The sequence below is a fragment of the Streptomyces sp. NPDC050732 genome (assembly GCF_040654255.1).
Lineage (GTDB): Bacteria > Actinomycetota > Actinomycetes > Streptomycetales > Streptomycetaceae > Streptomyces.
Map to the genome: position 1 here is coordinate 63,859 of NZ_JBFAHP010000010.1, position 25,419 is coordinate 89,277.

The 25,419-nt window shown below is 72.3% G+C and carries 23 protein-coding genes; 17 read left to right on the top strand and 6 right to left on the bottom strand.

Annotation, left to right across the window (positions count from 1 at the left end):
- Positions 1-42 precede the first annotated feature (42 nt).
- Positions 43-1,002 (bottom strand): ABC transporter substrate-binding protein, encoded by a 960-nt coding sequence (locus AB0H82_RS11415; protein WP_362991266.1) that lies wholly within the window; start codon positions 1,000-1,002, stop codon positions 43-45.
- 516 nt (positions 1,003-1,518) lie between these two features.
- On the opposite strand from AB0H82_RS11415, the gene AB0H82_RS11420 reads away from it, so the two are divergent.
- From AB0H82_RS11420 to AB0H82_RS11460, 9 genes are all read left to right on the top strand, one after another.
- A complete protein-coding gene (locus AB0H82_RS11420) occupies positions 1,519-2,385 on the top strand; it encodes an amino acid ABC transporter permease (protein ID WP_362991268.1) in 867 nt (288 codons plus the stop codon).
- Positions 2,382-4,166, top strand: coding sequence for an FAD/NAD(P)-binding protein (locus tag AB0H82_RS11425; protein WP_362991270.1), 1,785 nt, complete (start codon positions 2,382-2,384; stop codon positions 4,164-4,166). Before AB0H82_RS11420 ends, AB0H82_RS11425 begins: the two co-directional genes overlap by 4 nt.
- Positions 4,167-4,185: 19 nt before the next feature.
- Positions 4,186-4,938 (top strand): amino acid ABC transporter ATP-binding protein, encoded by a 753-nt coding sequence (locus tag AB0H82_RS11430; protein ID WP_362991536.1) that lies wholly within the window; start codon positions 4,186-4,188, stop codon positions 4,936-4,938.
- A gap of 9 nt (positions 4,939-4,947) precedes the next feature.
- Positions 4,948-6,048, top strand: coding sequence for an LLM class flavin-dependent oxidoreductase (locus AB0H82_RS11435; protein WP_362991272.1), 1,101 nt, complete (start codon positions 4,948-4,950; stop codon positions 6,046-6,048).
- Entirely contained in the window at positions 6,045-7,364 is a 1,320-nt protein-coding gene (locus tag AB0H82_RS11440; RefSeq protein ID WP_362991274.1) for an NtaA/DmoA family FMN-dependent monooxygenase, read from the top strand. Before AB0H82_RS11435 ends, AB0H82_RS11440 begins: the two co-directional genes overlap by 4 nt.
- Before the next feature lie 5 nt (positions 7,365-7,369).
- Positions 7,370-8,155, top strand: a complete 786-nt coding sequence (locus AB0H82_RS11445; protein ID WP_362991276.1) for a DUF1684 domain-containing protein — start codon at positions 7,370-7,372, stop codon at positions 8,153-8,155.
- Between the two features lie 191 nt (positions 8,156-8,346).
- Entirely contained in the window at positions 8,347-9,252 is a 906-nt protein-coding gene (locus AB0H82_RS11450) for a S1 family peptidase (protein ID WP_362991278.1), read from the top strand.
- Positions 9,253-9,397: 145 nt separating this feature from the next.
- A complete protein-coding gene (locus AB0H82_RS11455) occupies positions 9,398-10,234 on the top strand; it encodes a slipin family protein (protein WP_362991280.1) in 837 nt (278 codons plus the stop codon).
- A 278-nt stretch (positions 10,235-10,512) separates the two neighbouring features.
- Positions 10,513-11,595 carry a S1 family peptidase gene (locus tag AB0H82_RS11460; protein ID WP_362991282.1) on the top strand — a complete coding sequence of 361 codons (1,083 nt, stop codon included), beginning with the start codon at positions 10,513-10,515 and terminating at the stop codon, positions 11,593-11,595.
- 76 nt (positions 11,596-11,671) lie between these two features.
- Here AB0H82_RS11460 and AB0H82_RS11465 read toward each other — a convergent pair whose 3' ends face one another.
- Entirely contained in the window at positions 11,672-12,724 is a 1,053-nt protein-coding gene (locus AB0H82_RS11465; RefSeq protein ID WP_362991284.1) for a DUF3533 domain-containing protein, read from the bottom strand.
- A gap of 184 nt (positions 12,725-12,908) precedes the next feature.
- Between AB0H82_RS11465 and AB0H82_RS11470 the strand changes: the two genes are divergently transcribed.
- From AB0H82_RS11470 to AB0H82_RS11480, 3 genes are all read left to right on the top strand, one after another.
- Entirely contained in the window at positions 12,909-16,358 is a 3,450-nt protein-coding gene (locus AB0H82_RS11470) for a DNA polymerase III subunit alpha (protein WP_362991286.1), read from the top strand.
- Between the two features lie 11 nt (positions 16,359-16,369).
- The gene (locus AB0H82_RS11475) at positions 16,370-17,344 is read left to right on the top strand and encodes a hypothetical protein (RefSeq protein ID WP_362991538.1); all 975 of its coding nucleotides are present in this window, start codon (positions 16,370-16,372) and stop codon (positions 17,342-17,344) included.
- Between the two features lie 182 nt (positions 17,345-17,526).
- Entirely contained in the window at positions 17,527-18,390 is an 864-nt protein-coding gene (locus tag AB0H82_RS11480; protein ID WP_362991288.1) for an alpha/beta fold hydrolase, read from the top strand.
- Here AB0H82_RS11480 and AB0H82_RS11485 read toward each other — a convergent pair.
- Positions 18,387-19,397, bottom strand: coding sequence for a lytic polysaccharide monooxygenase (locus AB0H82_RS11485; RefSeq protein WP_362991290.1), 1,011 nt, complete (start codon positions 19,395-19,397; stop codon positions 18,387-18,389). The genes AB0H82_RS11480 and AB0H82_RS11485 overlap by 4 nt on opposite strands.
- Before the next feature lie 171 nt (positions 19,398-19,568).
- Positions 19,569-20,036 carry a DUF2000 domain-containing protein gene (locus AB0H82_RS11490; RefSeq protein WP_362991292.1) on the bottom strand — a complete coding sequence of 156 codons (468 nt, stop codon included), beginning with the start codon at positions 20,034-20,036 and terminating at the stop codon, positions 19,569-19,571.
- 49 nt (positions 20,037-20,085) lie between these two features.
- Between AB0H82_RS11490 and AB0H82_RS11495 the strand changes: the two genes are divergently transcribed.
- On the top strand, positions 20,086-20,892 hold the full coding sequence (locus tag AB0H82_RS11495; RefSeq protein ID WP_362991294.1) for an AraC family transcriptional regulator: 807 nt from the start codon (positions 20,086-20,088) through the stop codon (positions 20,890-20,892).
- Between the two features lie 3 nt (positions 20,893-20,895).
- Here the strand turns inward: AB0H82_RS11495 and AB0H82_RS11500 are convergent, their stop codons facing one another.
- Positions 20,896-21,582, bottom strand: a complete 687-nt coding sequence (locus AB0H82_RS11500) for a response regulator (RefSeq protein WP_362991296.1) — start codon at positions 21,580-21,582, stop codon at positions 20,896-20,898.
- A 131-nt stretch (positions 21,583-21,713) separates the two neighbouring features.
- On the opposite strand from AB0H82_RS11500, the gene AB0H82_RS11505 reads away from it, so the two are divergent.
- The 4 genes from AB0H82_RS11505 to AB0H82_RS11520 are packed head-to-tail and all read left to right on the top strand — an operon-like array spanning position 21,714 to position 25,213.
- Positions 21,714-22,697: a tripartite tricarboxylate transporter substrate binding protein gene (locus tag AB0H82_RS11505; RefSeq protein ID WP_362991298.1), complete on the top strand. Its 984-nt coding sequence runs from the start codon at positions 21,714-21,716 to the stop codon at positions 22,695-22,697.
- A complete protein-coding gene (locus AB0H82_RS11510) occupies positions 22,694-23,224 on the top strand; it encodes a tripartite tricarboxylate transporter TctB family protein (RefSeq protein ID WP_362991300.1) in 531 nt (176 codons plus the stop codon). The genes AB0H82_RS11505 and AB0H82_RS11510 overlap by 4 nt, the downstream gene beginning before the upstream one ends.
- 1 nt (position 23,225) lies before the next feature.
- Positions 23,226-24,734 carry a tripartite tricarboxylate transporter permease gene (locus AB0H82_RS11515; RefSeq protein WP_362991302.1) on the top strand — a complete coding sequence of 503 codons (1,509 nt, stop codon included), beginning with the start codon at positions 23,226-23,228 and terminating at the stop codon, positions 24,732-24,734.
- Positions 24,731-25,213, top strand: coding sequence for a GNAT family N-acetyltransferase (locus AB0H82_RS11520; protein WP_362991304.1), 483 nt, complete (start codon positions 24,731-24,733; stop codon positions 25,211-25,213). Before AB0H82_RS11515 ends, AB0H82_RS11520 begins: the two co-directional genes overlap by 4 nt.
- Before the next feature lie 7 nt (positions 25,214-25,220).
- Here the strand turns inward: AB0H82_RS11520 and AB0H82_RS11525 are convergent, their stop codons facing one another.
- Entirely contained in the window at positions 25,221-25,361 is a 141-nt protein-coding gene (locus AB0H82_RS11525; protein WP_362991306.1) for a hypothetical protein, read from the bottom strand.
- Positions 25,362-25,419 lie beyond the last annotated feature (58 nt).

The following is a 25,419-nucleotide window of genomic DNA, read 5'->3' on the forward strand; positions in this document are numbered from 1 at the left end:
GGCGCCTGACCGGGACGCATGACCGTGTCGCCTGAGTGGGCGTCAGTCCTTGATCTCCGGCGGGGAGATCCGCGACTTCTCGATCGCGGAACCCTGTGTGCCCCACTTCCGCAGGATGCGGTCGTACGTCCCGTCCTTGATCAGCTGGTCGACGGCCGCCCGGAACGCGGGCGCCAGCCTCGTGTCCTTCTTGAAGGCGAAGCCGACGTCGAGCCGCCGGTACTCACCGAGGAACTTCAGGCCCTCCTGCTGCTTCACGGCGTACCGCAGACCGTTGATGGTGGACATCACCACGTCGGCGCGGCCCTGCTGGAGCGCGGCCCAGATCGCGCTCTGCTCGGCGTACGTCTTCACGGCGTACGGCTTCTGGCCCGCCTCCGCGCAGACGTGCTTGTTGTCCTCCAGGGTGACTTCGAAGGTGGTGCCCGCGCCGGTCGCCACGTTCAGGCCGCACAACTGCTCGAAGTCGGTGACCTTCTTCAGTTTGCTGTCCTCGCGGACGGCGAAGCCCTGACCGTCGTTGATGTACGTGACGAAGTCGATGGTCTTCCGGCGTTCGTCGGTCACGCCGAAGTTGCCCGTGCCGAGGTCGTACTTGCCGCTGCCCAGGGCGGGCAGGATCGCCTCGAAGCTCGCGGCCTCCCGTTCCAGCCTCAGGCCGAGGACCTTCGCGACGGCGTCCGCGAAGTCGATGTCCTGGCCGACGATCGTCCTGCCGTCCGCCAGATAGAGGGCGCCGGGCGGGGAGCCGCCGACGGAGGAGGCGATGTCGAGCGTGCCCCGCTCGCGCACGTCGCGGGGGAGGAGACGCGCCGCCGCCTCGCTCTTCTTGACCGGGGACACCACGTCGGCGGTCGGGATCCCGGCGCTCTTGCCCGCGGGGCCGGTGCCGCCCGCGGTCTCGGCGGCGTCACCGGAGCCGCAGCCGGTCAGCGCGAGGGTGACGGCGGTGATCAGGGCGAAGGCCGCCGGGAGGCGGCGGGAGTGCGGGGGCGTGCTCATGGCGTGACGGTCTCCAGCTCGGCAGGGCAGGCAGGGCAGCGAAGCGGACGTACGAGGGGATACGAGGGGATAGGAGGGGGTGCGAGGGGAGGGGTGTCACCGCTCGTGACAGAGAACGGTGATGTACGCGTGTGAAGGCGGGGCGACGGCGCGCGGCGGCGCGGACGTCGGACGTACGCGTAAGACCGACCGGCCTGTGGCGGGAGAAAGAAACGGGCCCGGAACGGGCTCGGCGCGCAGGGGGGTCGGCTCAGAAGGGCATCAACAAGACGCCGACCACACTCGACCGAAGTCGATGTGGGAGCGCGTGACCAGCCACTGCTGTGGATGCATGGGCCAAGTGGAACAGGCATCCGTTTCCGCGTCAACTGCCGTGAGACGTACGGCTCATATGCTGGACGGCCTTGACAGCGCGCGGCGGGAGGACCGTAATCTCGGGGCGGATCGTGCTGAGGGGCTCGGTCCGTGTGAAGGCGTCACCCGTGTTCGATCTCCTGTATCCACGGAGCCTTCCGCATGTCTTCCGACACCCTCGCCAAAGCGGCGACCGCCCCTCCGCCCCGGGACCCCGCCGATCTCCCCGTCGAACCGCGCATCGTGCCACGCCGCCGCGTGGGGCAGTGGACGGCGGCCGCGGCCGTGCTGGTCCTGCTCGCGCTGGCCGCCGACTCCGTCGTACGCAATGAGGCGTTCCAGTGGGGCGTCGTCGCCGACTACTTCACCTCGGCGTCCGTGCTGCGCGGCCTCGGGCTCACACTCTGGCTGACCGCCGTCGTCATGGTGCTCGGCTTCGCGCTCGGCACGCTCCTCGCCCTGGGCAGGCTCTCCGCCAACCCCGTGCTGAGAGCGGTGAGTTGGGGTTACATCTGGTTCTTCAGGTCGATGCCGATCCTCGTCCAGCTGCTCTTCTGGTTCAACATCGGCGCGCTGTACCCGCAGGTGTTCGGCGTGCGGACGGTGGACCTGCTCGGACCGGTCACCATCGCCGTCATCGGGCTCACCCTGCACGAGGCCGCGTACGCCGCCGAAGTGGTGCGCGGCGGGCTCCTCTCCGTCGACCGCGGACAGACCGAGGCCGCGCAGTCGCTCGGGCTCGGGCGGTGGCGCCGGCTGCGGCGGATCGTCCTGCCGCAGGCGATGCGGTCCATCGTGCCGCCCGCAGGGAACATGCTGATCGGCACCCTCAAGGGCACCTCGATCGTCTCCGTCATCGCCGTCCAGGACCTGCTCTACTCCGTGCAGCTCGTCTACCACCGCACCTACCAGGTCATCCCGCTGCTCATGGTCGCCACCCTCTGGTACGTCGTGGTCACCTCGGCGCTGAGCGTCGGCCAGTACTACGTCGAGCGGTACTACGCACGCGGGTCGGAGCGGGCCCGATGAGTCCGGTGCGGGACTCGCTGGTGATCGTGGGAGCCGGGCCCCGCGGCACCGGAATCCTGGAGCGCATCGCCGCCAACGCGCCCTCGCCGTACGGGGGAGCGGGCCTGGACATCCACCTCGTCGACCCCTACCCGCCGGGCGGCGGGCGCGTCTGGCGGCCCGACCAGTCGCCGCTGCTCTGGATGAACTCGCAGGCCCAGGACGTCACGATGTTCACCGACGACACGGTGGAGGTGGCGGGCCCCGTCCTGCCGGGCCCCGCCCTGCACGAGTGGAGCGGGCGTGACGGGCGCGCCTTCCTCGGCCGTCGCGAGCAGAGCGCCTATCTGCGCTGGGTGTACGAGAAAGCCGTGGCCGCCCTGCCCGCGGGCATCGCCGTCCACCACCACCGGCGCAGGGCGCTGCGCGTCGCCGGGGCCCACGACACCCGCCAGGCCGTGCACCTGGAGGGCACCGACGAGCCGCTGGCCGCCGACCTCGTCATCCTCGCCCAAGGGCACCTGGACGCCGAACCCGACCCGGAACAGGCCGAGTTGGCCGCGTACGCCGAACGCAACGGACTCGTGTACCTGCCGCCCGACTTCACCGCCGACAGCGACCTGTCGCGGCTGGCGCCCGGCGCGCCCGTCGTCGTGCGCGGCTTCGGCCTCGCCTTCGTCGACCTGATGGTGCTGCTCACCGAGGGCCGCGGCGGACGGCACGAAGGCGACACGTACCACCCGTCGGGCCGCGAGCCCGTCCTGTACGTCGGCTCGCGGCGCGGCGTCCCCTACCACTCGAAGATCGGCTACGACTGGGGGGCCGGTGAACGCCCGCCGCTGCCGCGCTACTTGGGACCGGCCGACATCGACGGACTCCTCGCAAGGCCCGGAGGGTTCGACTTCCGGCGGGACGTGTGGCCGCTCGTCGAGAAGGAGCTCGGCTTCGCCCACTACCACCGCCTCTTCACCGCACACCCCGAACGCACCAGGACCGCCTGGACGGACTTCGACGAGAAGTACGAGGCCTGCGACCCCGGCAGCCCCGCACTCGACGCCCTCGTCGCCTCCGCCGTGCTCGACCCCGCCGACCGGCTCGACCTCACGGCCCTCGACCGCCCCCTGTCCGGGGTGCGCCACACGTCGTACGAAGCGCTGCAGGACGGGCTGCGCCGCCATGTCGCCGACGACCTCGCACGCCGGCACGACCCGGGACACAGCCCCGACCTCGCCGTCTTCCTCGGCCTCCTCTCCGTCTACGGACAGCTGGTGCGGCTCGGCGACGTGGGGCCGTGGTGGCACGGCTTCTTCAGCCACCTCGCCTCCGGACCGCCAGGACCCCGGCTGAGGCAGCTGCTCGCGCTCTCCCGCGCCGGAGTCGTGCGGTTCCTCGGCGCGGACGTCCGGGTCGACGCCGAGGGCGGGGTGTTCCGCGCGCAGAGCCCCACCCTGCCCGGCCAGGTCACCGAGGCCCGCGCACTCGTCGAGGCGCGGCTGCCGCAGCCCACCCTCGCCCGCACCCGCGACCCGCTGCTGCGCGCCCTGTACGCCGAGGGCGCCGCGTCGACCGAGGCGGGGCTGCTCGCCGTCGACCCGGCCGACGGACGGGTGCTCGACCGGGCCGGCACGGCACACCCGCGCCGGTTCGCGCTCGGCCCGCACACCGACGCGCGCGGCGCGGGCGCGTTCACCCGGCCGCGGACCAACAGCCCCACCTTCCGGCAGAACGACGCCACCGCGCGTGCCGTACTCGACTTCCTGCACACCACCCGGACCGGAGGAACCCGTGCCGCAGCCCAGTGATCCCCTCCTCGATCCCCCCATGGTCGAACTCCGCTCCGTACGCAAGTCCTTCGGCCCGCTGGAGGTCCTGAAAGGCGTCGACCTCCAGGTCCGCAGGGGCGAGGTCGCCGTCGTCCTCGGCCCGTCAGGCTCCGGCAAGTCCACCCTCCTGCGCACCATCAACCACCTGGAGAAGGCCGACGGGGGCCGGGTCGGCGTCGACGGCACGCTCATCGGCCACCGGCGCTCCGGCGACAAGCTGTACGAGCTGCCCGAACGCGACGTGCTCAAGCAGCGCACCCGGATCGGCTTCGTCTTCCAGAACTTCCACCTCTTCCCGCACCTGACCGTCCTGGAGAACGTCGTCGAGGCGCCCGTCTTCGCCCTCAAGCGGCCGCGCCCCGTCGCGGAGCGGGCCGCGCGGCGGCTCCTGGACCGGGTCGGCCTCGCCGACAAGGCCGACTCCTACCCAGGACAGCTCTCCGGCGGACAGCAGCAGCGCGTCGCCATCGCCCGCGCGCTCGCCCTGGAGCCGAAACTGCTCCTCTTCGACGAGCCGACCTCCGCGCTCGACCCCGAACTGGTCGGCGAGGTCCTCGACGTCATCAAGGACCTGGCCCGCCGGGGCACCACCATGATCGTCGTCACGCACGAGATCGGCTTCGCCCGTGAGGTGGCCGACACCGTCGTCTTCATGGACGACGGGCGCGTCGTCGAACAGGGCACCCCCGCCGACGTACTCGACAACCCGCGCCACGACCGCACACGCGCCTTCCTCTCCAAGGTCCTCTAGGAGTTCCGCATGCCCACCCCACCCACCGGCCCGGCCCCATCGGCCTGCCGCGCCCCCCTCCACCTCGCCGTCGCCATCGACCGGCCCGAGGCCTACGAAGCCGACGCCTACACCGAGCCCGCGCTGCTCGCCGAGCGCGGGGCGCTGGACTTCGTGACCCTCGGCGACTCCTTCGCGCGGCCCGGGCCCGACGCGCTCGCCGTCGCCGCGAGGATCGCGCCCCGCACCGGGCGCATCGGCCTCGTGCCGACCGTCACGACCACCCACACCGAGCCCTTCCACGTGCAGGCCGCCGTGGCGACCCTCGACTGGGTCAGCCACGGGCGGGCCGGCTGGACGGTCGACGTGTCGACGACCGAGGCCGAGGCCCGCCTCTTCGGGCGGCGCGGCGCCGCGTCCCGCGAGGAGCTGTGGCGCGAGGCCGGTGAAGTGGCCGACGTCGCCGCCCGGCTGTGGGACAGCTGGGAGGACGACGCGGAGATACGGGATGTGCCGACCGGCCGCTTCGTCGACCGGGACAAGCTGCACTACGTCGACTTCCAGGGGCGCGGCTTCTCGGTGCGCGGCCCGTCCATCGTGCCGCGGCCGCCGCAGGGCCACCCGGTGCGGGTCGTCGACGCGACCGCCCCGCAGGCCCGTGAGACGGCCGCCCGGTACGCGGACGTCGCCCTGGTGCGGGTCGCCTCCGCCGAGCGGGCCGACGCCGCGCGCTCCGAACTGCGGGGCCTCGCGGCCCGGTCGGGGCGCGACCCGGGCACGCTGCTGGTGTTCGCCGCCCTCCACGTCGACCTCGGCGGCGGGGAGCACGCCGCCGAGCCGGGGCACGGGGGCGGGCCGCTGCCCACCGCCGAGGGGCCCGCCTACCGGGGCGGACCCGTCGACCTGGCCGAGCTGATCGCCGACTGGCACCGCGCGGGCGCCGTCGACGGCTTCCACCTCACGCCCGCCGAGCCGCGCCGCGACCTGGAGCGGCTCGTCAACGGCACCGTCGCGCTGCTCCAGCACCGCGGCCTGTTCCGCACCTTCTATCCGGGCAGCACGCTCCGCGAACACCTGGGGCTCGCCCGGCCCGCCAACCGATACGCCGCGCTCGCGGGGGAGCCCTCATGACCCATCGACCCCACCTGACCCGGTCGCCCAAGCAGGTGCACCTGGCCGCCCACTTCCCGGGCGTCAACAACACCACCGTCTGGTCCGACCCGAGGTCCGGCTCGCACATCGACTTCTCGTCCTTCGCGGCGCTCGCCTGCACCGCCGAGCGCGGCCTCTTCGACTTCTTCTTCCTCGCCGAGGGGCTGCGGCTGCGCGAGCACAAGGGGCGGATACACGACCTGGACGTGGTCGGACGGCCCGAGTCGCTCACCGTCCTGACCGCGCTCGCCGCCGTCACCGACCGGCTCGGCCTGGCCGGCACCGTCAACGCGACCTTCAACGAACCCTTCGAACTGGCCCGCAGATTCGCCTCTCTGGACCACCTGAGCGCGGGCCGCGCCGCCTGGAACGTGGTCACCACCTCGGACGCCTTCACCGGCGAGAACTTCCGGCGCGGCGGCTACCTCGACCGCGCCGACCGGTACACCCGCGCCGCCGAGTTCCTGGCGACGGCGCGCGAGCTGTGGGACTCCTGGACGCCGGACGGCCGGCCGCGGCCCTTCGCGCACCACGGCGAACACTTCACGATCGAGGGCGAGTTCACCCTGCCCCGCTCCCCGCAGGGGCACCCCGTGGTGATCCAGGCGGGCGACTCCCCGGAGGGGCGGGAGTTCGCCGCGTCGGCCGCCGACGTCGTCTTCACGCGGCACGGCACCCTGGAGGCCGGGCGGGAGTTCTACGCCGACGTGAAGGGTCGCCTCGCGAAGTACGGGCGGGCCGCCGACGACCTGAAGATCATGCCCGGCGTCACCTACGTCCTCGGCGACACCGCCGCCGAGGCACAGGAGAAGGCCAACGAGATCCGCCGCAGGCAGGTCTCCCCGCAGAACGCGATCCTCGCCCTGGAACAGGTCTGGGGCGTGGACCTCTCCGCGTACGACCCGGACGGGCCGCTGCCCGACATCGACCCGGACCCGGAGTCGCAGCTGGTCCAGGGCCGGGTGAAGATCGGCGACCCGGTCGCCGTCGCCGCGAAGTGGCGGGCGCTCTCCGAGGCCAAGGGGCTCTCCATCCGCCAGACCGTCATCGAGACCACGGCCCGCCAGTCCTTCATCGGCACCCCCGGCCAGGTCGCCGCCGACCTGACGGAGTCCGTGCGCACCGAGGCCGCCGACGGCTTCATCCTGGTGCCGCACCTCACCCCGGGCGGCCTCGACGACTTCGTCGACAAGGTGGTGCCGCTGCTCCAGGAGCGCGGCGTGTACCGCACGGAGTACGAGGGCACGACGCTGCGCTCCCACCTCGGGCTGCCCGAACCCGTATGGAAGGGTTGATCACCATGACGGACGACGCACAGGACTGGAAGCACTGGCACGAGCAGCGGACGGAGACGGTGTCGGCCCCCTACGGGCCGCTCTCCCTCACCGGCACGCACTGGCTCGCCGACCACCCGGACGGAGAGCTGCCGGGCATCCCCGGGCACTGGGCCCCGGAAGCCGACGCGGTCGTCCTGACCGCCGGGGAGGACGACGGCCTCACCGTCGACGGACGACCCCTGACCGGGGAGGTCCTGCTGGCCGCCGACAGCGGCCCGGTCGCCGGTGCCCGCGTCGCGCACGGCGGGCGCCGCCTCGTCGTCATCCGGCGCGAAGGCCTCTGGGCGGTGCGCGACTTCGACCCGGACGCCGCCGCCCGCCGCGCCTTCCGGGGCATCGACGCCACCGCGTACGACGCCCGCTGGGCCGTGCCGGGCCGCTTCGTCCCGTACGCCGAGGACCGCACCGTCACGGTCCCCAACGCGGACGGCAAGGAGCGCGGTCTCGGCCTCGGCGGTGAACTCTCCTTCCGGCTCGGGGGAGTCGGGCACACCCTCCGGGTGAGCGTCGAGGCGGACGGATCGCTGTGGGCCGTCTTCGCGGACGCCACCAGCGGAACGTCCAGCTACCGCTTCCGTTTCCTGCGGCCCGCCGCACCCGACGCGGAAGGGCGCACCACCGTCGACTTCAACCGGTCGCTGCTGCCGCCGTGCGCCTTCGCCGACCACTTCGTCTGTCCCTTCCCGCCGCCGGGGAACACCCTGGTCACCGAGGTCGCGGCGGGAGAGCGGAACCTTCTCGACCGCTGAGCAGGGGCCCGGCCGTGCCCGATCGGGCACGGCCGAAAGGCGCCCTTGTGCGGCTCGTGTCCGCCCCTCAATACTCCCGAGCAGCGCTTGTCAGGAGCACGGCGTAACCGGAATCCGGGCTTGCTCTTTGGCTGCGCCTCACGGGTCCTCAACCCACAAGGACCCACTGACTTCCCTCGGGAGGGAACAACGTGAGGATCAAGCGCACCATCCCCCACAGTGGCACGGCGAGACGCACCCGTCTGCTCGCCATAGCCACCGGACTCGTCGCCGCCGGAGCGCTCGCCGTGCCCGCGGCCAGCGCTCAGGACGGCATGGCGTCCTTCAGCGCGTCCCAGCTGGAACAGGCCAGTGACGCCGTCCTCGACGCCGACGTCGCGGGCACCGCCTGGGGTGTCGACCCGAAGACCAAGCAGGTCGTCGTGACCGCCGACAGCACGGTCTCCAAGTCCGAGATCGCCAGGCTCAAGGACGCGGCCGGGTCCAACGCCGACGCCCTGAAGATCGAGCGCACGCCGGGCAAGTTCCAGAAGTACATCTCCGGTGGCGACGCGATCTACGCGAGCAGCTGGCGCTGTTCGCTCGGCTTCAACGTGCGCAACAGCGCGGGCGCCTACTACTTCCTGACCGCCGGGCACTGCACCGACGGTGCGACCACCTGGTGGGCCAACTCGGCGAAGACCACCGTGCTCGGCACCACGTCGGGCTCCAGCTTCCCGACCAACGACTACGGCATCGTGCGCTACACCAACAACTCGATCACCAAGTCCGGCACCGTGGGCAGCCAGGACATCACCCGCGCCGCCGACCCCACCGTCGGGCAGAACGTCACCCGGCGCGGCTCCACGACCGGTACGCACAGCGGCCGCGTCACCGCGCTGAACCAGACGGTCAACTACGGTGGCGGCGACGTCGTCTACGGCATGATCAAGACCACGGTCTGCGCCGAGCCGGGCGACAGCGGCGGCCCGCTGTACTCGGGCACCACGGCGCTGGGCCTGACCTCCGGCGGCAGCGGCAACTGCTCGTCGGGCGGCACGACCTTCTTCCAGCCGGTCACCGAGGCGCTGCGCGCGTACAGCGTGAGCGTCTACTGAGTTCAGCGAACGACGCACGAAAGCTGTGGCCAGCAGCGGGTGGGCCCCCGTCCGGACACCGGGCGGGGGCTCGCCCTCGTCCTGAGGGAGGGCTACCTTCGAAGGGAACGCCCGACACGCCCGATTCGGACCCTGGGGGGCCGGCATGGTCGAGGAGCTGGTGGCGGCGGGACTGACCCTCGGGTCGGCCGGAGTGGTCTACGCGGCGGCGGCGGCGCGCGTCGTCAAGCAGTACGAGCGGGGCGTGGTGCTGCGCCTCGGAAAGCTGCAAAGCTCCGTGCGCGGGCCGGGGTTCACCATGGTCGTGCCGTTCGTCGACCGGCTCCGCAAGGTCAACATGCAGATCGTGACGATGCCGGTGCCCGCACAGGACGGCATCACGCGCGACAACGTCACGGTCCGGGTCGACGCGGTCATCTACTTCAAGGTGGTAGACGCCGCAGAGGCGGTCGTGCAGGTGGAGGACTACCGCTTCGCGGTCTCGCAGATGGCGCAGACGTCGCTGCGCTCCATCATCGGCAAGAGCGATCTGGACGACCTGCTGTCCAACCGCGAGAAGCTCAACCAGGGCCTGGAGCTGATGATCGACTCCCCGGCCATCGGGTGGGGCGTGCAGATCGACCGCGTCGAGATCAAGGACGTGTCGCTGCCCGAGACCATGAAGCGCTCCATGGCCCGGCAGGCCGAGGCCGACCGCGAGCGGCGCGCCCGCGTCATCAACGCCGACGCCGAACTCCAGGCGTCCAAGAAGCTCGCCGAGGCCGCCCACGAAATGGCGGAGGAACCCGCCGCGCTCCAACTCCGGCTCCTGCAGACCGTGGTGGCCGTCGCCGCCGAGAAGAACTCCACCCTCGTCCTGCCCTTCCCGGTGGAACTGCTCCGCTTCCTGGAGCGGGCCCAGCAGAACCTGCCGCAGCAACCACAGCAGCAACAGCCGCCTCAGGCGCCCCCGGTGGAAGGGTCGAGAACCGGACAGGACTAGTCCTCACAGGCTGACGATCGTTCCTCGCGCGGGGTGTTTGCAACGGGAACCGACGTGGCGTGACCGGGCTCACTCGTTGTGCGAGGGGCGCACTGTCGATCTCGCGTGCGCGTCCTGAAGTCGACCTTGTGTGCTACCGGATGGCCTCGGGATAGTAGATGAGGCAACTTTGGCATGGACGCGGCTTTTTCAGCGTGGCAACTCCGTGCGGTGCAACCTTGCGGCCCGTCAGGCCCCCACGCCCGGCGAGCCGTTCCCCCCACAGGAGGTCGTGAGTTTTGAAGCACCGACGCATACCCAAGCGGCGTGCCGCCGTGGCAGGCGCGGGCATCGCCGCGCTGGTCGCCGCGGGAATCACCTTCCAGACTGCGAACGCGAGCGAGAACTCCCCGACGCCCGCACCGGACACCCTCTCGGTGGCGAAGGCCGGAAAGCTCGCCTCGTCCCTCGCCGAGGAGCTCGGCGCGGACGCCGCGGGCACGTACTACGACGCGAAGGCCAAGGCCCTCGTCGTGAACGTGCTGCACGAGAGCGCCGCCGACACCGTCGAGTCGGCGGGCGGCAGGGCCAGAATCGTCCAGAACTCCCTCGCCGAGCTGAAGAGCGCCCGCGCGACGCTCGACGACAAGGCCGCCGTGCCCGGCACCTCATGGGCGATGGACCCGGCCACGAACAAGATCGTCGTCACGGCCGACCGCACGGTCGCCGGCGCGAAGCTCGACAAGGTCGCCTCGGTCGTGAAGAGCCTCGGAGGAAAGGCCGAACTGAAGCGCAGCAAGGGCGAGTACAAGGCCTTCCTCGCGGGCGGCGACGCGATCTGGGGGAGCGGCTCGCGCTGCTCGCTCGGCTTCAACGTCGTCAAGGGCGGCGAGCCGTACTTCCTGACGGCCGGTCACTGCGGCAACGCGGTCAAGAGCTGGTCCGAATCGGAGGGCGGCCCGGAGGTCGGCGCCACGGAGGAGTCCAGCTTCCCGGGCAACGACTACGCCCTCGTGAAGTACACGGCCGACACCCCGCACCCCAGCGAGGTGAACCTCTACAACGGCAGCTCCCAGGCGATCAGCAAGGCCGGGGACGCCACGGTCGGCCAGAAGGTGACGCGCAGCGGCAGCACCACGCAGGTCCACGACGGTGAGGTCACCGCGCTCGACGCGACGGTGAACTACCAGGAGGGCCAGGTCGACGGTCTGATCCAGACCACCGTCTGTGCCGAGCCCGGCGACAGCGGCGGCGCGCTCTTCGCCGGCGACACCGCGCTGGGTCTCACCTCGGGCGGCAGCGGTGACTGCTCCGCCGGCGGGGAGACGTTCTTCCAGCCGGTTCCCGAGGCGCTGAGCGCGTACGGGGCCGAGATCGGCTGAGTCTGTCGGACCGGTCGCGGAAAGGCCCCGCCCCCGTGAAAGCGGGGGCGGGGCTCTTCCGTGCCCGGTCCGACGGCTACTCGATGACTGTGCTGCCTCTGCCGTAGTTCGTGCCGCTCAGGTCGATGGAGCCGCTGCGCGTCCTGCGCCGGGCGGACAGGGCGAGGGTGACGGCGACGCCGAGGACCGCCCAGGCGGAGAGGACGAGGAGCGGCCGGGTGACCGAGTTCCCCTCGAAGTACGCGATGGAGCGTGCCACCCAGGTGCCGGCGCCCGGCGGCAGCCAGGGCCCGATCGCCTGCCAGAAGGGCGGCAGCATGGGCAGCGGGAAGGCGCCGCCCGCGCTCGGGTTGCCCGCGATGACGACGAGGAGGACGGCCAGGCCGATGCCGACGATGCCGGTGAGCGACTGCAGGGCGAGCGTGATCGCGCCGACCCCGAAGATCACCAGGGCGCCGAGGCCCCACAGGCCGAGGACGCTGCCCGGCAGGGCGCCGAGGATCGGCCCGATGATGACCGCGCCGCCGAGCCCGCCGACGATCGAGTAGAGCGCCATGGTGCCGAGCCTGATGACCGCGCGCGGCACATTGGCGGCCCGGGAGCCCGCGCTGATCGCGAGGATCGACGCGCACAGGTAGCCGCCGACGCACCAGCCGACGACCAGGTAGAAGGACGAGAGGCCGTTGAAGTCCTGGTTCGACGCCGCGGCCACGTCGTCGGTCTTCACCGTGCGCTTCTGGGCGGCGTCGGCCTCGGAGACGAGCTCGGTGAGGGTCCTGGACAGGGCGGTGCCGCCGCCGGAGGCGACCAGGAGGGTGTCGGCGGTGCCGCGCGGGTCGACGAGCAGGGCGCCGTCGATGTCGCGGTTCATGATCTGGCGGCGGGCCGTGGCCTCGTCCTTGAGGACGCGGGGGTCGAGCGGGTCGCCGGGGAGCTTGTCGAGGCGGTCGGACGTCTGCTCGGCCGCGGGGCCCGGGGCGACGACCCCGAAGGGCACGTCCCGCGGTTCCGGATGGTGCAGGGCCCCCACGTAGGAGGCGATGAACAGCAGTTGCAGGGCGAGTACGCCGATGACGAGCAGGGCTGCTCGCGGAGTGACGGCGCTCTTCAATTCGTCGGCGAACCTCATGCCCCCACGCTCCGGGTCCCGGGGCGTTTCCGCAGGTGGGATGGGCCGAACGGACGACGCTGCGGGCTGTGGGGCACGCCGGACCAGTGAATCGAACATACGTGTCGTACGTAAGTTCGAAACTGGTCTATGGTGGAGGCGGGGGATGTGAGAACGGATCGATTCAGGGTTTCAGGAGGTGCGTGTGCCCGGGTTCACGCATCTGCACACCGTCTCCGGGTTCTCCCTGCGGTACGGCGCCTCGCACCCGGAGCGGCTCGCCGAGCGCGCCGCCGAGCGGGGCATGGACGCCCTCGCCCTCACCGACCGGGACACCCTCGCGGGCGCCGTCCGGTTCGCCAAGGCCTGCGCCAAGGCGGGCGTGCGACCGCTGTTCGGGGCCGAGCTCGCGGTGGGGGCGCCCGCCCCGGCCAAGGGCGAGCGGCGCCGGGCCCCTGTGCGCGGCGGCGCCTTCATCGACGAGTCGACCCCCCGCGTCACCTTCCTCGCCCGGGACGGCGCCATCGGCTGGGCCGCGCTCTGCCGCCTGGTCACCGCCGCGCACCGCGACGGCACGGCGGAGGGGCAGCCCGTCCTGCCCTGGCAGGAGAACCACGGCGAAGGCCTCACCGTGCTGCTCGGCCCCGCCTCCGACGTGGGCCGCGCACTCACCGCGGGCCGCCCCGACCGGGCCGCCCGCCTCCTCGCCCCCTGGCGCGAGCGGTACGGCGACGCGCTGCGCCTGGAATCCGTCTGGCACGGCCGCGAGGGCACCGGGCCCGGCTCCCTGCGCCTCGCCGCCCGCACCGTCGGCTTCGCCGCCGAGCAGGGCGTGCGCCCCGTCCTGAGCAACGCCGTGCGCTACGCCGACCCCGGCCAGGGTCCCGTCGCCGACGTCCTCGACGCCGCCCGCCGCCTCGTCCCCGTCGACCCGACCAAGGAGCTCGACAGCGGCGAGCGGTGGCTGAAGGGCGCGGACGACATGCTGCGCGCCGCCGAGCGCGTCGTCGAGGCCGCGGGCTTCCGCCGCGACACCGCCCACCGCCTGCTCGAACAGACCCGGGCGACCGCCGCCGAATGCCTCGTCGACGCCGAGGACGACATCGGCATCGGCTCCGTGCGCTTCCCCGAGCCGCACCTGGTCGGCGCCGGGCGCCGCACCGCGCAGCGCGTCCTCGCCTCGCGCGCGGCGGCCGGCATGGTGCTGCGGGGCTACGACTCCCGGCGCGATTACTGGGAGCGCATGCACCACGAGCTGGACATCATCGACCACCACGGCTACGCCTCCTACTTCCTGACCGTGGCGCAGGTCGTCGACGACGTGCGCGACCTGGGCATCCGGGTCGCGGCCCGCGGCTCCGGCGCCGGCTCCCTCGTCAACCACCTCATCGGCATCGCGCACGCCGACCCCGTCGAGCACGGACTGCTCATGGAGCGGTTCCTGTCCAAGCGGCGGCACGTCCTGCCGGACATCGACATCGACGTCGAGTCGGCCCGCCGCCTGGAGGTCTACCGCGCGATCATCGGCCGCTTCGGCACCGAGCGGGTCGCGACCGTCGCCATGCCCGAGACCTACCGGGTCCGCCACGCCGTGCGCGACGTGGGCGCCGCCCTGTCCATGGACCCGGCCGAGATCGACAGGATCGCCAAGGCCTTTCCGCACATCCGCGCGCGCGACGCCCGCGCCGCCATGGAGGAACTCCCGGAACTGCGGGCGGTCGCCGAGGAGCTGGGCGACCACAAACGGCTGTGGGAGCTGGTCGAGGCCCTCGACGCGCTGCCGCGCGGCGTCGCCATGCACCCGTGCGGGGTGCTGCTCTCCGACGCCTCGCTGCTCGCCCGTACGCCCGTGATGCCGACCAGCGGCGAGGGCCTGCCCATGTCGCAGTTCGACAAGGACGACGTCGAGGACCTCGGCCTGCTCAAGCTGGACGTGCTCGGGGTGCGGATGCAGTCGGCGATGGCGCACGCGGTGGCGGAGGTCGAGCGGGCCACGGGGGACGCCGTGGACCTCGACGACCCGCGCCAGGTCCCGCCGGGCGACCCGGCGACGTACCGGCTCATCCAGTCCACCGAGACGCTCGGCTGCTTCCAGATCGAGTCGCCCGGCCAGCGCGACCTGGTCGGGCGGCTGCAGCCCGCGACCTTCCACGACCTGGTGGTCGACATCTCGCTGTTCCGGCCAGGACCGGTCGCCGCCGACATGGTGCGGCCCTTCATCGAGGCCAGGCACGGCCGCGCGCCCGTCCGCTACCCGCACCCCGACCTCGCCGGGCCGCTGAAGGAGACGTACGGCGTCGTCGTCTTCCACGAGCAGGTCATCCAGATCGTGGACATCATGACCGGCTGCGGGCGCGACGAGGCGGACCGGGTGCGGCGCGGGCTCTCCGACCCCGAGTCGCAGGGCCGGATCCGCTTCTGGTTCGCGCAGCAGGCGGCGGCCAGGGGGTACGACGCGGAGACGATCGGCCGCACCTGGGAGATCGTCGAGGCTTTCGGGTCGTACGGCTTCTGCAAGGCGCACGCGGTGGCCTTCGCCGTGCCGACGTACCAGTCTGCCTGGCTGAAGGCCCATCACCCGGCCGCGTTCTACGCGGGGCTGCTCACGCACGACCCCGGGATGTACCCGAAGCGGCTGCTGCTCGCGGACGCGCGGCGCCGGGGGGTGCCGATCCTTCCGCTGGACGTGAACCGGTCGGCGGCCGCCCACCGTATCGAACTGGTGTCTGGTTCTGAAGGGGCGCCGGACCGGTGGGGGCTGCGGCTCGCCCTCGCCGACGTGCACGGCATCAGCGAGGCCGAGGCCGCCCGGATCGCCGACGGGCAGCCCTACTCCTCGCTCGTCGACTTCTGGGAACGGGCCAGGCCCTCCAAACCGGTCGCGCAGCGGCTCGCCCAGGTCGGCGCGCTCGACGCGTTCGGCGCCAACCGCCGCGACCTGCAACTGCACCTGGCCGAGCTGCGGCGCGGCGCGCGGGGCGCGACCGGCGCCCAACTGCCGCTGTCCGGCGGGCGGAAGACGGCCCCCGCGGGCCTGCCCGACCTGGACGACGCGGAGCGGCTCAGCGCCGAACTGGGCGTCCTCGGCATGGACTCCTCGCGCCACCTCATGGCCGACCACCGCGACTTCCTGGCGGAGCTCGGCGTGCTCGGCGCCCGGCGGCTGCGCGAGGCCGAGCACGGCGCGACCGTCCTGGTCGCGGGCGCCAAGGCCGCCACGCAGACCCCGCCGATCCGCTCCGGCAAGCGCGTCATCTTCACCACCCTGGACGACGGCACGGGCCTGGTCGACCTGGCCTTCTTCGACGACGCCCACGAGCGGTGCGCCCACACCGTCTTCCACTCGTGGCTGCTGCTCGTGCGCGGCGTGGTCCAGCGCCGCGGGCCGCGCAGCCTCAGCGTGGTGGGCGCGGCGGCGTGGAACCTGGCGGAACTGGTCGAGCTGCGGAAGGAGGGCGGCCTCGACGCGGTGGCGCGGCGCCTGGCGGAGGCGGAACCGGAGGAGCGGGCCGAGCGGGCCCCGGCGGCGGAGGGGCGCCGCATCCGCATGGCCAACGGATACGAGATGCACCCCTGGGCGGACCTGCGCCCGGCGGGTGAGGGGACGGCATCGACACGGAAGTTGTGGCACCAGAGTCCGGGGAGCGCGGGATGAACGACGATGGCATCACCACCCTCTACGTACGCTTCCTGCTGCCTCCCATGTACGAGGCGGTACTGCCCCAACTCCTCGCCCTGCTCGGCGAGTTCACCCCGCAGGTGGAGGCGCTGCCGCCCGACGCCGCGCTCGTCGACGTGCGGGGCGCGCGGCGGTACTTCGGGCGGAGCGCCGTCGGGCTCGCCGCGCTGATCCGGGTGCGGGCACTCGCGCTGTACGGGGTGGAGTGCGCGATCGGCGCGGGGCCCGGGCCGATGCTGGCGCGGATGGCCGCGCGCGGCGCTGCCCCCGGCGTGACCCGCGCGGTGCCCGAAGGGCCGGACGGTGTACGGGAGTTCCTCGCGGACCGGCCGGTCGGCGAGCTGCCCGGCATCGGCCGCGCCACCGCCCGCACCCTCTGCGAGTACGGCCTCGACTCCCTCGGGAAGGTCGGCGCCGCCCCCCTGTCCACCCTGCAGCGGCTCGTCGGCGCCCGCGCGGGCCGTGAACTGGGCGAGAAGGCGCGGGGCGTCGACCGGACCCGCGTCGTGCCGAACGCCGCCGCCCGCTCGCTCTCCGTCGAACGCCCCTTCCCCCGCGACGAGCTGGACCCCTTCCGGCACCGCCGCGCCCTGCTCTCCGGCGCCGAGGAGCTGGGCGCCAGGATGCGCGACGAGGGCCAGGTGTGCCGCACGCTGACCCTCACCGTGCGGTACGCGGACCGGAGCACGACTGTCCGGACCCGGGCCCTGCCCGAGCCGACCGCGCACTCCACCGCGCTGACCACGGCCGCGTACCGCATGTACGAGGCGCTGGGCCTGCAGCGGGCCCGGGTGCGCGCCGTGTCCCTGCGCGCCGAGGGGATCGCCCCCGCCGAACGGGCCGCGCACCAGCTGACGTTCGACCCGGCGGACGAGAAGGCCCGCCGCATCGAGGAGGTGGCCGACCGGGCACGGGAGAAGTTCGGCCCCGGCGCGATCGTGCCGGGAACGCTGGCGGCGTGAGCCGTCCGGTGGCCCCTCCGGTGGCCTGCCCGGCCGTGACCTTGCCAGTGAACGCTGGAAGTTTTACCGACGCGCCACTTCTGTCTTCATCTACTCGCGCGTAATTTGACGCGAGCACGACACGCCGCACTCCCCGCACGGCATCCCGTCGCACCTCCCTTGAGCCGCAAGGAGATCACACGATGCTGCCCTGGAGACGCGCGCTGCGCGCGCTCGCCGCCACCCTGCTCGTCACGGGCGCGGTCACCCTCGCCCCCGCCGCCACGGCCGCCGCCGACACCGTCCCGTCCGCGACATCGAGGGGCTGGAACGACTACGGCTGCAAGCCGTCCGCCGCACACCCCCGCCCCGTCGTCCTCGTGCACGGCACGTTCGGGAACTCCGTCGACAACTGGCTCGTCCTCGCGCCCTACCTCGTCAAGCGCGGCTACTGCGTCTACTCCCTGGACTACGGCCAGTTGAAGGGCGTGCCCTTCTTCCACGGGCTCGGCCCCATCGACAAGTCGGCCGAGCAGCTCGATGGCTTCGTCGACAAGGTGCTCGCCTCGACGGGCGCGGAGGAGGTGGACCTCGTCGGCCACTCGCAGGGCGGCATGATGCCGCGCCACTACCTCAAGTTCCTCGGCGGCGCCGACGAGGTGAACGCCCTGATCGGCCTCGCCCCCGACAACCACGGCACCACCCTGCTCGGCCTCACCGGGCTGCTGCCGTACTTCCCCGGCATCGAGGACCTGCTGACCACGAAGACGCCGGCGCTCGCCGACCAGGTGGCCGGATCGCCCTTCCTGACCAAGCTCAACGAGGGCGGCGACACGGTGCCCGGGGTGCGCTACACCGTGATCGCCACCAAGTACGACGAGGTGGTCACCCCGTACCGCAGCCAGTTCCTCGACGGCCCCGGCGTGCGCAACGTGACCGTCCAGGAGCTGTGCCCCGTCGACCTCTCGGAGCACGTCGCGATCGGCGTCCTGGACCGCGTCGCCCACCACGAGGTCGCGAACGCCCTCGATCCGGCGCACGCGACCCCGACCACCTGCCTGTCCTAGCGGCCGTGGCGGCCGGCCGCGCGGCGGCGCGTCGTGGTGAACATCGCCGCGGCGCCGAGGGCGAGGGCGGCGGCACCGCCGACGGCGATGTACGGGGTGGTGCTGTCGCCGCCGGTCTCGGCGAGGTTGTCGTTCGCGGTGGTGACCGGCTTCTCGGCGCCGCCGTTCACCTCGGGCGCGTTGCCCGGCGCGTCCCCGGCATCGGCGGCCGGGGCGGCCGGCGCCGCCCCGGTGGCCTTGGCGCCCGTCCCGGCGTCGGCGTCACCGTGCCCGTGGTGCTCGACCGTGGACTTCTCGGCGCCCGCCGCGATGTCGTCGTCCGACGGGGCGGAGGCGGCCGGGGCCGGAGCGGATCCTGCGCCTCCGCTGTCCTTGCCGAAGACGACGTCGGAGCAGGTGTAGAACGCCTCCGGGGAATCCGAGCGCTGCCAGACCGAGTAGATCAGGTGACGGCCCTCCCGGGCGGGGATCTTCCCGTCGAAGACGTAGTCGCCGTTCTCCATCTTCGGGTCGGTGACCTTGACGAAGGGCTTCTCCTCCAGGTCCGACCACTTCAGGGGCTTCGTCGGGTCGTACGACTCCTTGGTGACGTACAGCTCGAAGGAGCCCTTGTGCGGTGCGGTGCCCTTGTAGCGGAACGTGTGGCTGCCCGCGGACAGCTTGCTGGACGGCCAGTCGGCGCGCGGCAGGTCGAGGCCCTTGTACTTGTCGTTGTTCGCGCTGCACAGCTTGCCGTCGGGGATGATCTGCTTCGACTTGCCGGCGGCGTTGGCGATGTTCACGCCGTTCCAGTCGTAGAAGGCCTGCGCGCCACTGGCCGCGACGGCGGCCTTGCAGGCGGCCGACTTCGGGGACTCCGGCCCCTCCTGGAAGCAGGCGGAGACCCGGCTGACCGGGTCCGTCATCGAGCCGTGCGCGGCGGCGGGCGTGACCGAAAGGGCGGTCAGGGCGAGCGGCGCGACACCGACGGCGGCGATGGCGGACACCTTGCGGAGGCGTGCGGGCATGGTGGTTCTCCTCAACGACGGTTCAGGGGGCGACCAGAAAGCTAGCCCCTGAAATCCGCGAAATCCCCTGCTGAGGACGGGGAACGGAGATCCTTATGGTCGCTTTAAGGGAGGGCTAACCGGGGGCTCAGGTAGAGCCCCCGTCACGAGGGTCAGCCCCTGTCGCGAGGGTCACGGGTGCATCCGGGCTCCCTTCAGGACCTTGTCGACCGCATTGCGCGGCCCGTGGACGGCGATCCCCACCACGTCCAACTCGCCCCCGGCGACGGCCCGGACGGCCGCCCGGTTGTCGGTGTCGTTGCCGGTGGCGAAGAGGTCGGACGTGAACACGGAGCACGGCAGGCCCCGCACCAGGGCGCGCCCCCGGGCGGCGGCCAGCACCTCCTTGCCGCCCTCGAAGACGAGCACCGGCTGCCGGAACATCGGCAGATAGGCAGTGCCGTCGGCATCCTCGTACGGCTCCCCGACGACCTCGGGCACGCGCGTGCCGAGCCCGCTCACGAGGAACGCGGTCACGTTCAGCCGCTGCCAGGTCTCCAGGTCGTCCCGGAGCAGTACGGCGATCTTGGTGTCGAAGCGGACGGGCGGCCGGCCGGTGGAAGTGGTGGTTGTGTGCGTAGCGGCGGTGTCTGTGCTCATGCCTTGAGACTGCCGATCAGCGAGCGCCCCGGTCTTGTACGTTCTTTGCATGGTGGCCGGCGAGGAGATCACCGCGTGGCGCCCCGCGGTACCGGGTGTCACGGAGGTCTTCCACGCCCACTTCACGCACCACGCCTATCCCATGCACGTCCACGACACCTGGACGCTGCTGGTGGTCGACGAGGGCGCCGTCCGCTACGACCTGGAGCGGAACGCGCACGGCACCCCGCTCGGCACGGTCTCGCTGCTGCCCCCGCAGGTCCCGCACAACGGCTCCGCGGCCACCCCGGACGGCTTCCGCAAGCGCGTCCTGTACCTGGCGGCGACGGAGGACGGGCCGCTCGACACGTCGTTCGTCGGGCCCGCCGCGGACACTCCCGTCCTGGTCGACCCGCTGCTGCGGCGCCGCATCGGACAGCTCCACACGGCCCTCGCGCACCCGGGCGACGAACTGGAGGCGGCCGCCCGGCTCGCCCTCGTCGGAGAACGGCTGCGCGAGCGGCTGCGCCCCCGCCTGGCCACCGCGGTCCGCCCCGCCCCCGACCGCCGGATCGCGGGCGCCCTGCGCGACCTCCTCGACGCACGCGTGGTCGAGGGCATCGCCCTGGAGGAGGCCGCCCGCCTCCTGCACACGCACCCGGCGCACCTGGTGCGCTCCTTCGGAGCGGCGTACGGCATCGCCCCGCACCAGTACCTGATGGCGCGCCGCGTGGACCGCGCCCGCCGCCTCCTGCTGGACGGGCGGCCACCCGGCGAGACCGCGACGGCCTGCGGCTTCTACGACCAGTCGCATCTGACCCGGCACTTCAAGCGTGTGGTGGGCGTCCCCCCGGGCCGCTACGCCCGCGGCCGCTGACCCTCACCCCACCCACCGGTACCGCCGCTCCGGCCGCCCCGTCCCGCCGTAGCGCAACGTCACCTCGGCGCGGCGGGTGTCCGCGAAGAACTCCAGATAGCGGCGCGCGCTGACCCGGGAAAGCGAGCCGGCCTCCGCGCACTCCGATGCGGAGAGGCCGCCCGGATGCCTCCGCAGGGTCTGCTCCACCAGGTCCGCCGTGTGGGCCGCCAGGCCTTTGGGGAGCTCCCGGGAGCCCGGCGGGCGCGTGCCGAAGAGCTGGTCGACGTCCTCCTGGCGCGCCTCACGGAGCCCGTCGAGGCGGGCCCGCAGCGCCGCCACATGCCTCAACTGCTCATGCAGAGCTGCCTGGTTGAACGGCTTGATCAGATAGTGCAGGGCGCCGGCCCGCAGCGCCGCCCGCACCACCTGCGCGTCCCGCGCCGCCGTGATGAACAGCGCGTCCACCGGCCGGCGCGCCGGATCGCGCTCCTCGGCCGCCCGCAGCTCACGCAGCACCGCGATGCCGTCCATGTCCGGCAGGTACACGTCGAGGAGTACGAGATCGGGGCGCAGCCGCTCCACCGCGTCGACCGCCTCCGTGCCGCTGTGGGCGACCCCGACCACGGCGCAGCCCTCCACCGCGGCGACGTACCGACTGTGCAGCTTGGCGACCATGAAGTCGTCGTCCACCACCAGCACCCTTGTCATCGCCGCAGGCTATGGGCGCGACCACAACGACCACAACGTCCGTTGATTCCGGAAGAGAGACAGGTTGTTAACGCGCGGGCAACATGTGGGCCACCTCACAACCGACTACACGCCGACAGGTGGTGGCACACGTGCGCCTGCGCACCCCCCTCGCCCTGCTCGGGGCTGCCCTCCTCGTGCTCGTGGCGCCGCCGCTGCTCACCACGGGCAGCGGCGCCGACACCGGCACCCAGATCCCCGGCCTGCGCCTCATGGTCCCCAACACCCCCGGCGGTGGCTACGACATCACCGCCCGCACCGCCGCGAAGAACGCCGAGGACGCCGGACTCACCCACAACATCGAGGTGTTCAACCTGCCCGGCGCGGGCGGCACCGTCGGCCTGAGCCGGCTCGTCGGCGAACACGGCAACGGCAAGCTCGCCATGTCCATGGGCCTCGGCGTCGTGGGCGCCGCCCGCTCCAACCACGCGCCCAAGACCCTCGCCGACACGACGCCCATCGCGCGCCTCACCGAGGAGCAGGACGTCGTCGTGGTCGCCAGGAACTCCCCGTACAAGAACATCCGGCAGCTCATCGACGCCTGGAAGAAGAACCCCGGCAAGGTGCCCGTCGGCGGCGGCTCGTCCCCCGGCGGCCCCGACCACCTCGCCCCGATGCTGATGGCCCGCGCCGCCGGCATCGACCCGAAGAAGGTCAACTACGTCCCCTTCGACGGCGGCGGCGAACTCCTCGCCTCCATCCTCGGCAGCAAGGTCGCCTTCGGCGTCTCCGGAGTGGGGGAGTACCTCGACCAGATCAAGTCGGGCGAGCTCAGGCTGCTGGCCGTCACCGGGCCGAAGCGGGTGCGCGGCCTGGCCGGGCCCACCCTCAAGGAGTCCGGGTACGACGTGGACTTCACCAACTGGCGCGGCATCGTCGCCCCGCCCGGCCTCAGCGGCGCCGAGCGCAAGAAACTCACCGGGCTCGTCAGGAAACTGCACGCCTCCAAGGAGTGGCGCGCCTCCCTGAAGAAGAACGGCTGGGACGACGCCTTCCTGACCGGCGACAAGTTCGGTGACTTCCTCGAAGCCCAGGACAAGCGCGTCGTCTCGGTACTGAAGGAGCTGGGCCTGTGACCACCACCGACCTCCCCCACGAGCCGGCCGGCCGCCGCGCCTGGCTGCGCGAACACTCCGAACTCGGCGTGTCCGTCCTGCTCCTCGCCCTCGGCGCGCTCGTCCTCACCGACGCCCTCACCATGGACGTCCAGATCACCCAGCGCGGCCCCGTCGGCCCGAAGACCGTACCGATCGCGGTCGGCATCGGACTGCTCGTCGTCGCCGTCCTGCTCGCCGTCGACGTGCTGCGCGGCGGACGCGGCGAGGCCGAGGGCGGCGAGGACATCGACCTGTCCGAACCCGCCGACTGGCGCACCGTGCTGCTCCTGACGGGCGTCTTCCTCGCCACCGCCGTCCTCATCGAACCCGTCGGCTTCCCGATCGCCGGGGCGCTGCTCTTCTGGGGCTCCGCCTACGCCCTGGGCAGCCGCCACCTCGACCGCGATCCGCTCATCGCCGCCGTCCTCTCCGTCGTCACGTACGAAGTCTTCAACAACCTGCTCGGCGTGCCCCTGCCGGGCGGCCCCCTGATGGGAGTGCTGTGACATGAACGCCTTCAACTCCCTGATGGACGGCTTCGGCACGGCCCTCACGCCCATCAACCTCCTCTGGGCGGCCGTCGGCGTCCTCCTCGGCACCGCGATCGGCGTACTGCCCGGCATCGGCCCGGCGATGGCCGTCGCCCTGCTGCTCCCGGTGACGTACGGACTCGAACCGACCGGCGCCTTCATCATGTTCGCGGGCATCTACTACGGCGCGATGTTCGGCGGCTCCACCACCTCCATCCTGCTCAACACACCGGGGGAGAGCGCGGCCGTCGTCGCGGCCATGGAGGGCCATCCGATGGCCAGGGCCGGGCGGGGCGCGCAGGCCCTCGCGGCCGCCGCCATCGGCCACTTCGCGGGCGGCATGATCGGCACGCTGCTCCTGGTGGCGCTCGCGCCGACCGTCGCCGACCTCGCCGTCGACATCGGCGCCCCCGACTACTTCGCCATCATGGTCCTCGCCTTCATCGCGGTCACCTCGGTGCTCGGCTCCTCCCGCGTCCGCGGCCTCGCCTCGCTCCTCATCGGCCTCACCATCGGCCTGGTCGGCCTGGACCAGATGACCGGCCAGCAGCGCCTCACGTTCGGCTCGCTCCAACTCGCCGACGGCGTCGACGTGGTGATCGTCGCGGTGGGCCTCTTCGCCATCGGCGAGGCCCTCTGGGTCGCCGCCCACCTGCGCCGCACCAGCGCCCGGGCGATCCCGGTCGGCCGTCCCTGGCTGGGCAGGGACGACGTGAAGCGCACCTGGAAGTCGTGGCTGCGCGGCCCCCTCATCGGCTTCCCGTTCGGCGCGATCCCGGCGGGCGGCGCGGAGATTCCGACGTTCCTGTCGTACGTCACGGAGAAGCGGTTGTCGAAGCACAAGGACGAGTGGGGCAAGGGTGCCATCGAGGGCGTCGCGGGCCCCGAGTCCGCGTCGTCCGCCTCGGCCGCGGGCACCCTCGTCTCCATGCTGACGCTCGGCCTGCCCACGACCGCCGTCGCCGCCGTCATGCTCGCCGCCTTCCAGCAGTACGGCATCCAGCCCGGACCGCTCCTCTTCGAACGCGAGGCCGACCTGGTCTGGGGCCTCATCGCCTCACTGTTCGTCGGCATGGTGCTGCTCCTGGCCCTGAACCTGCCCCTCGCCCCGCTCTGGGCGAAGCTCCTGCGCATCCCGCGCCCCTACCTCTACGCGGGCATCCTCTTCTTCGCGGCCGTGGGCGCCTACGCGGTCGGCGGCGAATCCCTCGACCTCGTCATCCTGCTCGTCATCGGCCTGATCGGCTTCGGCATGCGGCGCTACGGACTGCCCGTGCTGCCCGCCGTCATCGGCGTCATCCTCGGCCCGAACGCGGAACAACAGCTGCGCAGGGCCCTGCAGATCAGCGACGGCAGCGTCCGCGGCCTCGTCGACACCCCGTTCTCCGTGACGGTCTATGGACTCATCGTCCTGATCCTGGCGTGGCCCTTGTTGAAGAAGGCGGTGTCGCGGACGCGCCGGCGTGACGTAGACGTAGAGGCATGACGACGCCCGAACACCCCACATCCCACACGGACATCCGTCTCGCCACCGCCGCCGACGTACCCGCGGTGCGGGCCGTCACGGACGCGGCGTACCACCACTACATCGAACGCATCGGGCGCGTCCCCAGCCCGATGGAGGCCGACCACGCGGCCGATGTGGCGGCGGGTTTCGTGTACGTCACCGGAGACCCCGTGGTGGGTCTCCTGGTGCTCGTCCCCCGTCCGTACGAGGGCCGGCTCCTCCTGGAGTCGATCGCGGTCCACCCCGATGCCGCGGGGCAGGGGGTGGGCCGCCGCCTGCTGTCCTTCGTGGACGACCACGCGCGTGCGCTGGGCCTGATCGAGATCCGCCTCTACACCAACGCGCTGATGTGGGAGAACCAGAAGATCTACCCCCGGTACGGATACGAGTTCGTCGAGCGGCGGGTGGAAGGGCCGTACGACCGGTTCCACTACCGCAAGCTGCTCAAGGACACCTGACGGGATCTCACCCGTCGGGCCACCACGTCCGCTGGATGTCCTTGCGGACCTCGGGCCTCTCCTGGGGCCGCACCTCCGCCTCCTGGCGCTCCCGCACCCGGCGGCTGACGGACTTGCCGACGGGTTTGTGCGTGGTCACTCGGCGCATGGCGGCCTCCCTGACTTCCGACTCCCTGCCTTACCGATGTCCATTCGAGGACCGCCGT

What these genes read in the sequence shown, in the direction of transcription:
- AB0H82_RS11465 (WP_362991284.1), bottom strand. Translation starts at nt 12,724, where the DNA reads ATGAGGTTCGCCGACGAATTGAAGAGCGCCGTCACTCCGCGAGCAGCC.
- AB0H82_RS11445 (WP_362991276.1), top strand. Translation starts at nt 7,370, where the DNA reads ATGACGGACGACGCACAGGACTGGAAGCACTGGCACGAGCAGCGGACG.
- AB0H82_RS11485 (WP_362991290.1), bottom strand. Translation starts at nt 19,397, where the DNA reads ATGCCCGCACGCCTCCGCAAGGTGTCCGCCATCGCCGCCGTCGGTGTC.
- AB0H82_RS11520 (WP_362991304.1), top strand. Translation starts at nt 24,731, where the DNA reads ATGACGACGCCCGAACACCCCACATCCCACACGGACATCCGTCTCGCC.
- AB0H82_RS11430 (WP_362991536.1), top strand. Translation starts at nt 4,186, where the DNA reads ATGGTCGAACTCCGCTCCGTACGCAAGTCCTTCGGCCCGCTGGAGGTC.
- AB0H82_RS11415 (WP_362991266.1), bottom strand. Translation starts at nt 1,002, where the DNA reads ATGAGCACGCCCCCGCACTCCCGCCGCCTCCCGGCGGCCTTCGCCCTG.
- AB0H82_RS11420 (WP_362991268.1), top strand. Translation starts at nt 1,519, where the DNA reads ATGTCTTCCGACACCCTCGCCAAAGCGGCGACCGCCCCTCCGCCCCGG.
- AB0H82_RS11525 (WP_362991306.1), bottom strand. Translation starts at nt 25,361, where the DNA reads ATGCGCCGAGTGACCACGCACAAACCCGTCGGCAAGTCCGTCAGCCGC.
- AB0H82_RS11455 (WP_362991280.1), top strand. Translation starts at nt 9,398, where the DNA reads ATGGTCGAGGAGCTGGTGGCGGCGGGACTGACCCTCGGGTCGGCCGGA.
- AB0H82_RS11495 (WP_362991294.1), top strand. Translation starts at nt 20,086, where the DNA reads ATGGTGGCCGGCGAGGAGATCACCGCGTGGCGCCCCGCGGTACCGGGT.
- AB0H82_RS11440 (WP_362991274.1), top strand. Translation starts at nt 6,045, where the DNA reads ATGACCCATCGACCCCACCTGACCCGGTCGCCCAAGCAGGTGCACCTG.
- AB0H82_RS11425 (WP_362991270.1), top strand. Translation starts at nt 2,382, where the DNA reads ATGAGTCCGGTGCGGGACTCGCTGGTGATCGTGGGAGCCGGGCCCCGC.
- AB0H82_RS11490 (WP_362991292.1), bottom strand. Translation starts at nt 20,036, where the DNA reads ATGAGCACAGACACCGCCGCTACGCACACAACCACCACTTCCACCGGC.
- AB0H82_RS11480 (WP_362991288.1), top strand. Translation starts at nt 17,527, where the DNA reads ATGCTGCCCTGGAGACGCGCGCTGCGCGCGCTCGCCGCCACCCTGCTC.
- AB0H82_RS11515 (WP_362991302.1), top strand. Translation starts at nt 23,226, where the DNA reads ATGAACGCCTTCAACTCCCTGATGGACGGCTTCGGCACGGCCCTCACG.
- AB0H82_RS11500 (WP_362991296.1), bottom strand. Translation starts at nt 21,582, where the DNA reads ATGACAAGGGTGCTGGTGGTGGACGACGACTTCATGGTCGCCAAGCTG.
- AB0H82_RS11435 (WP_362991272.1), top strand. Translation starts at nt 4,948, where the DNA reads ATGCCCACCCCACCCACCGGCCCGGCCCCATCGGCCTGCCGCGCCCCC.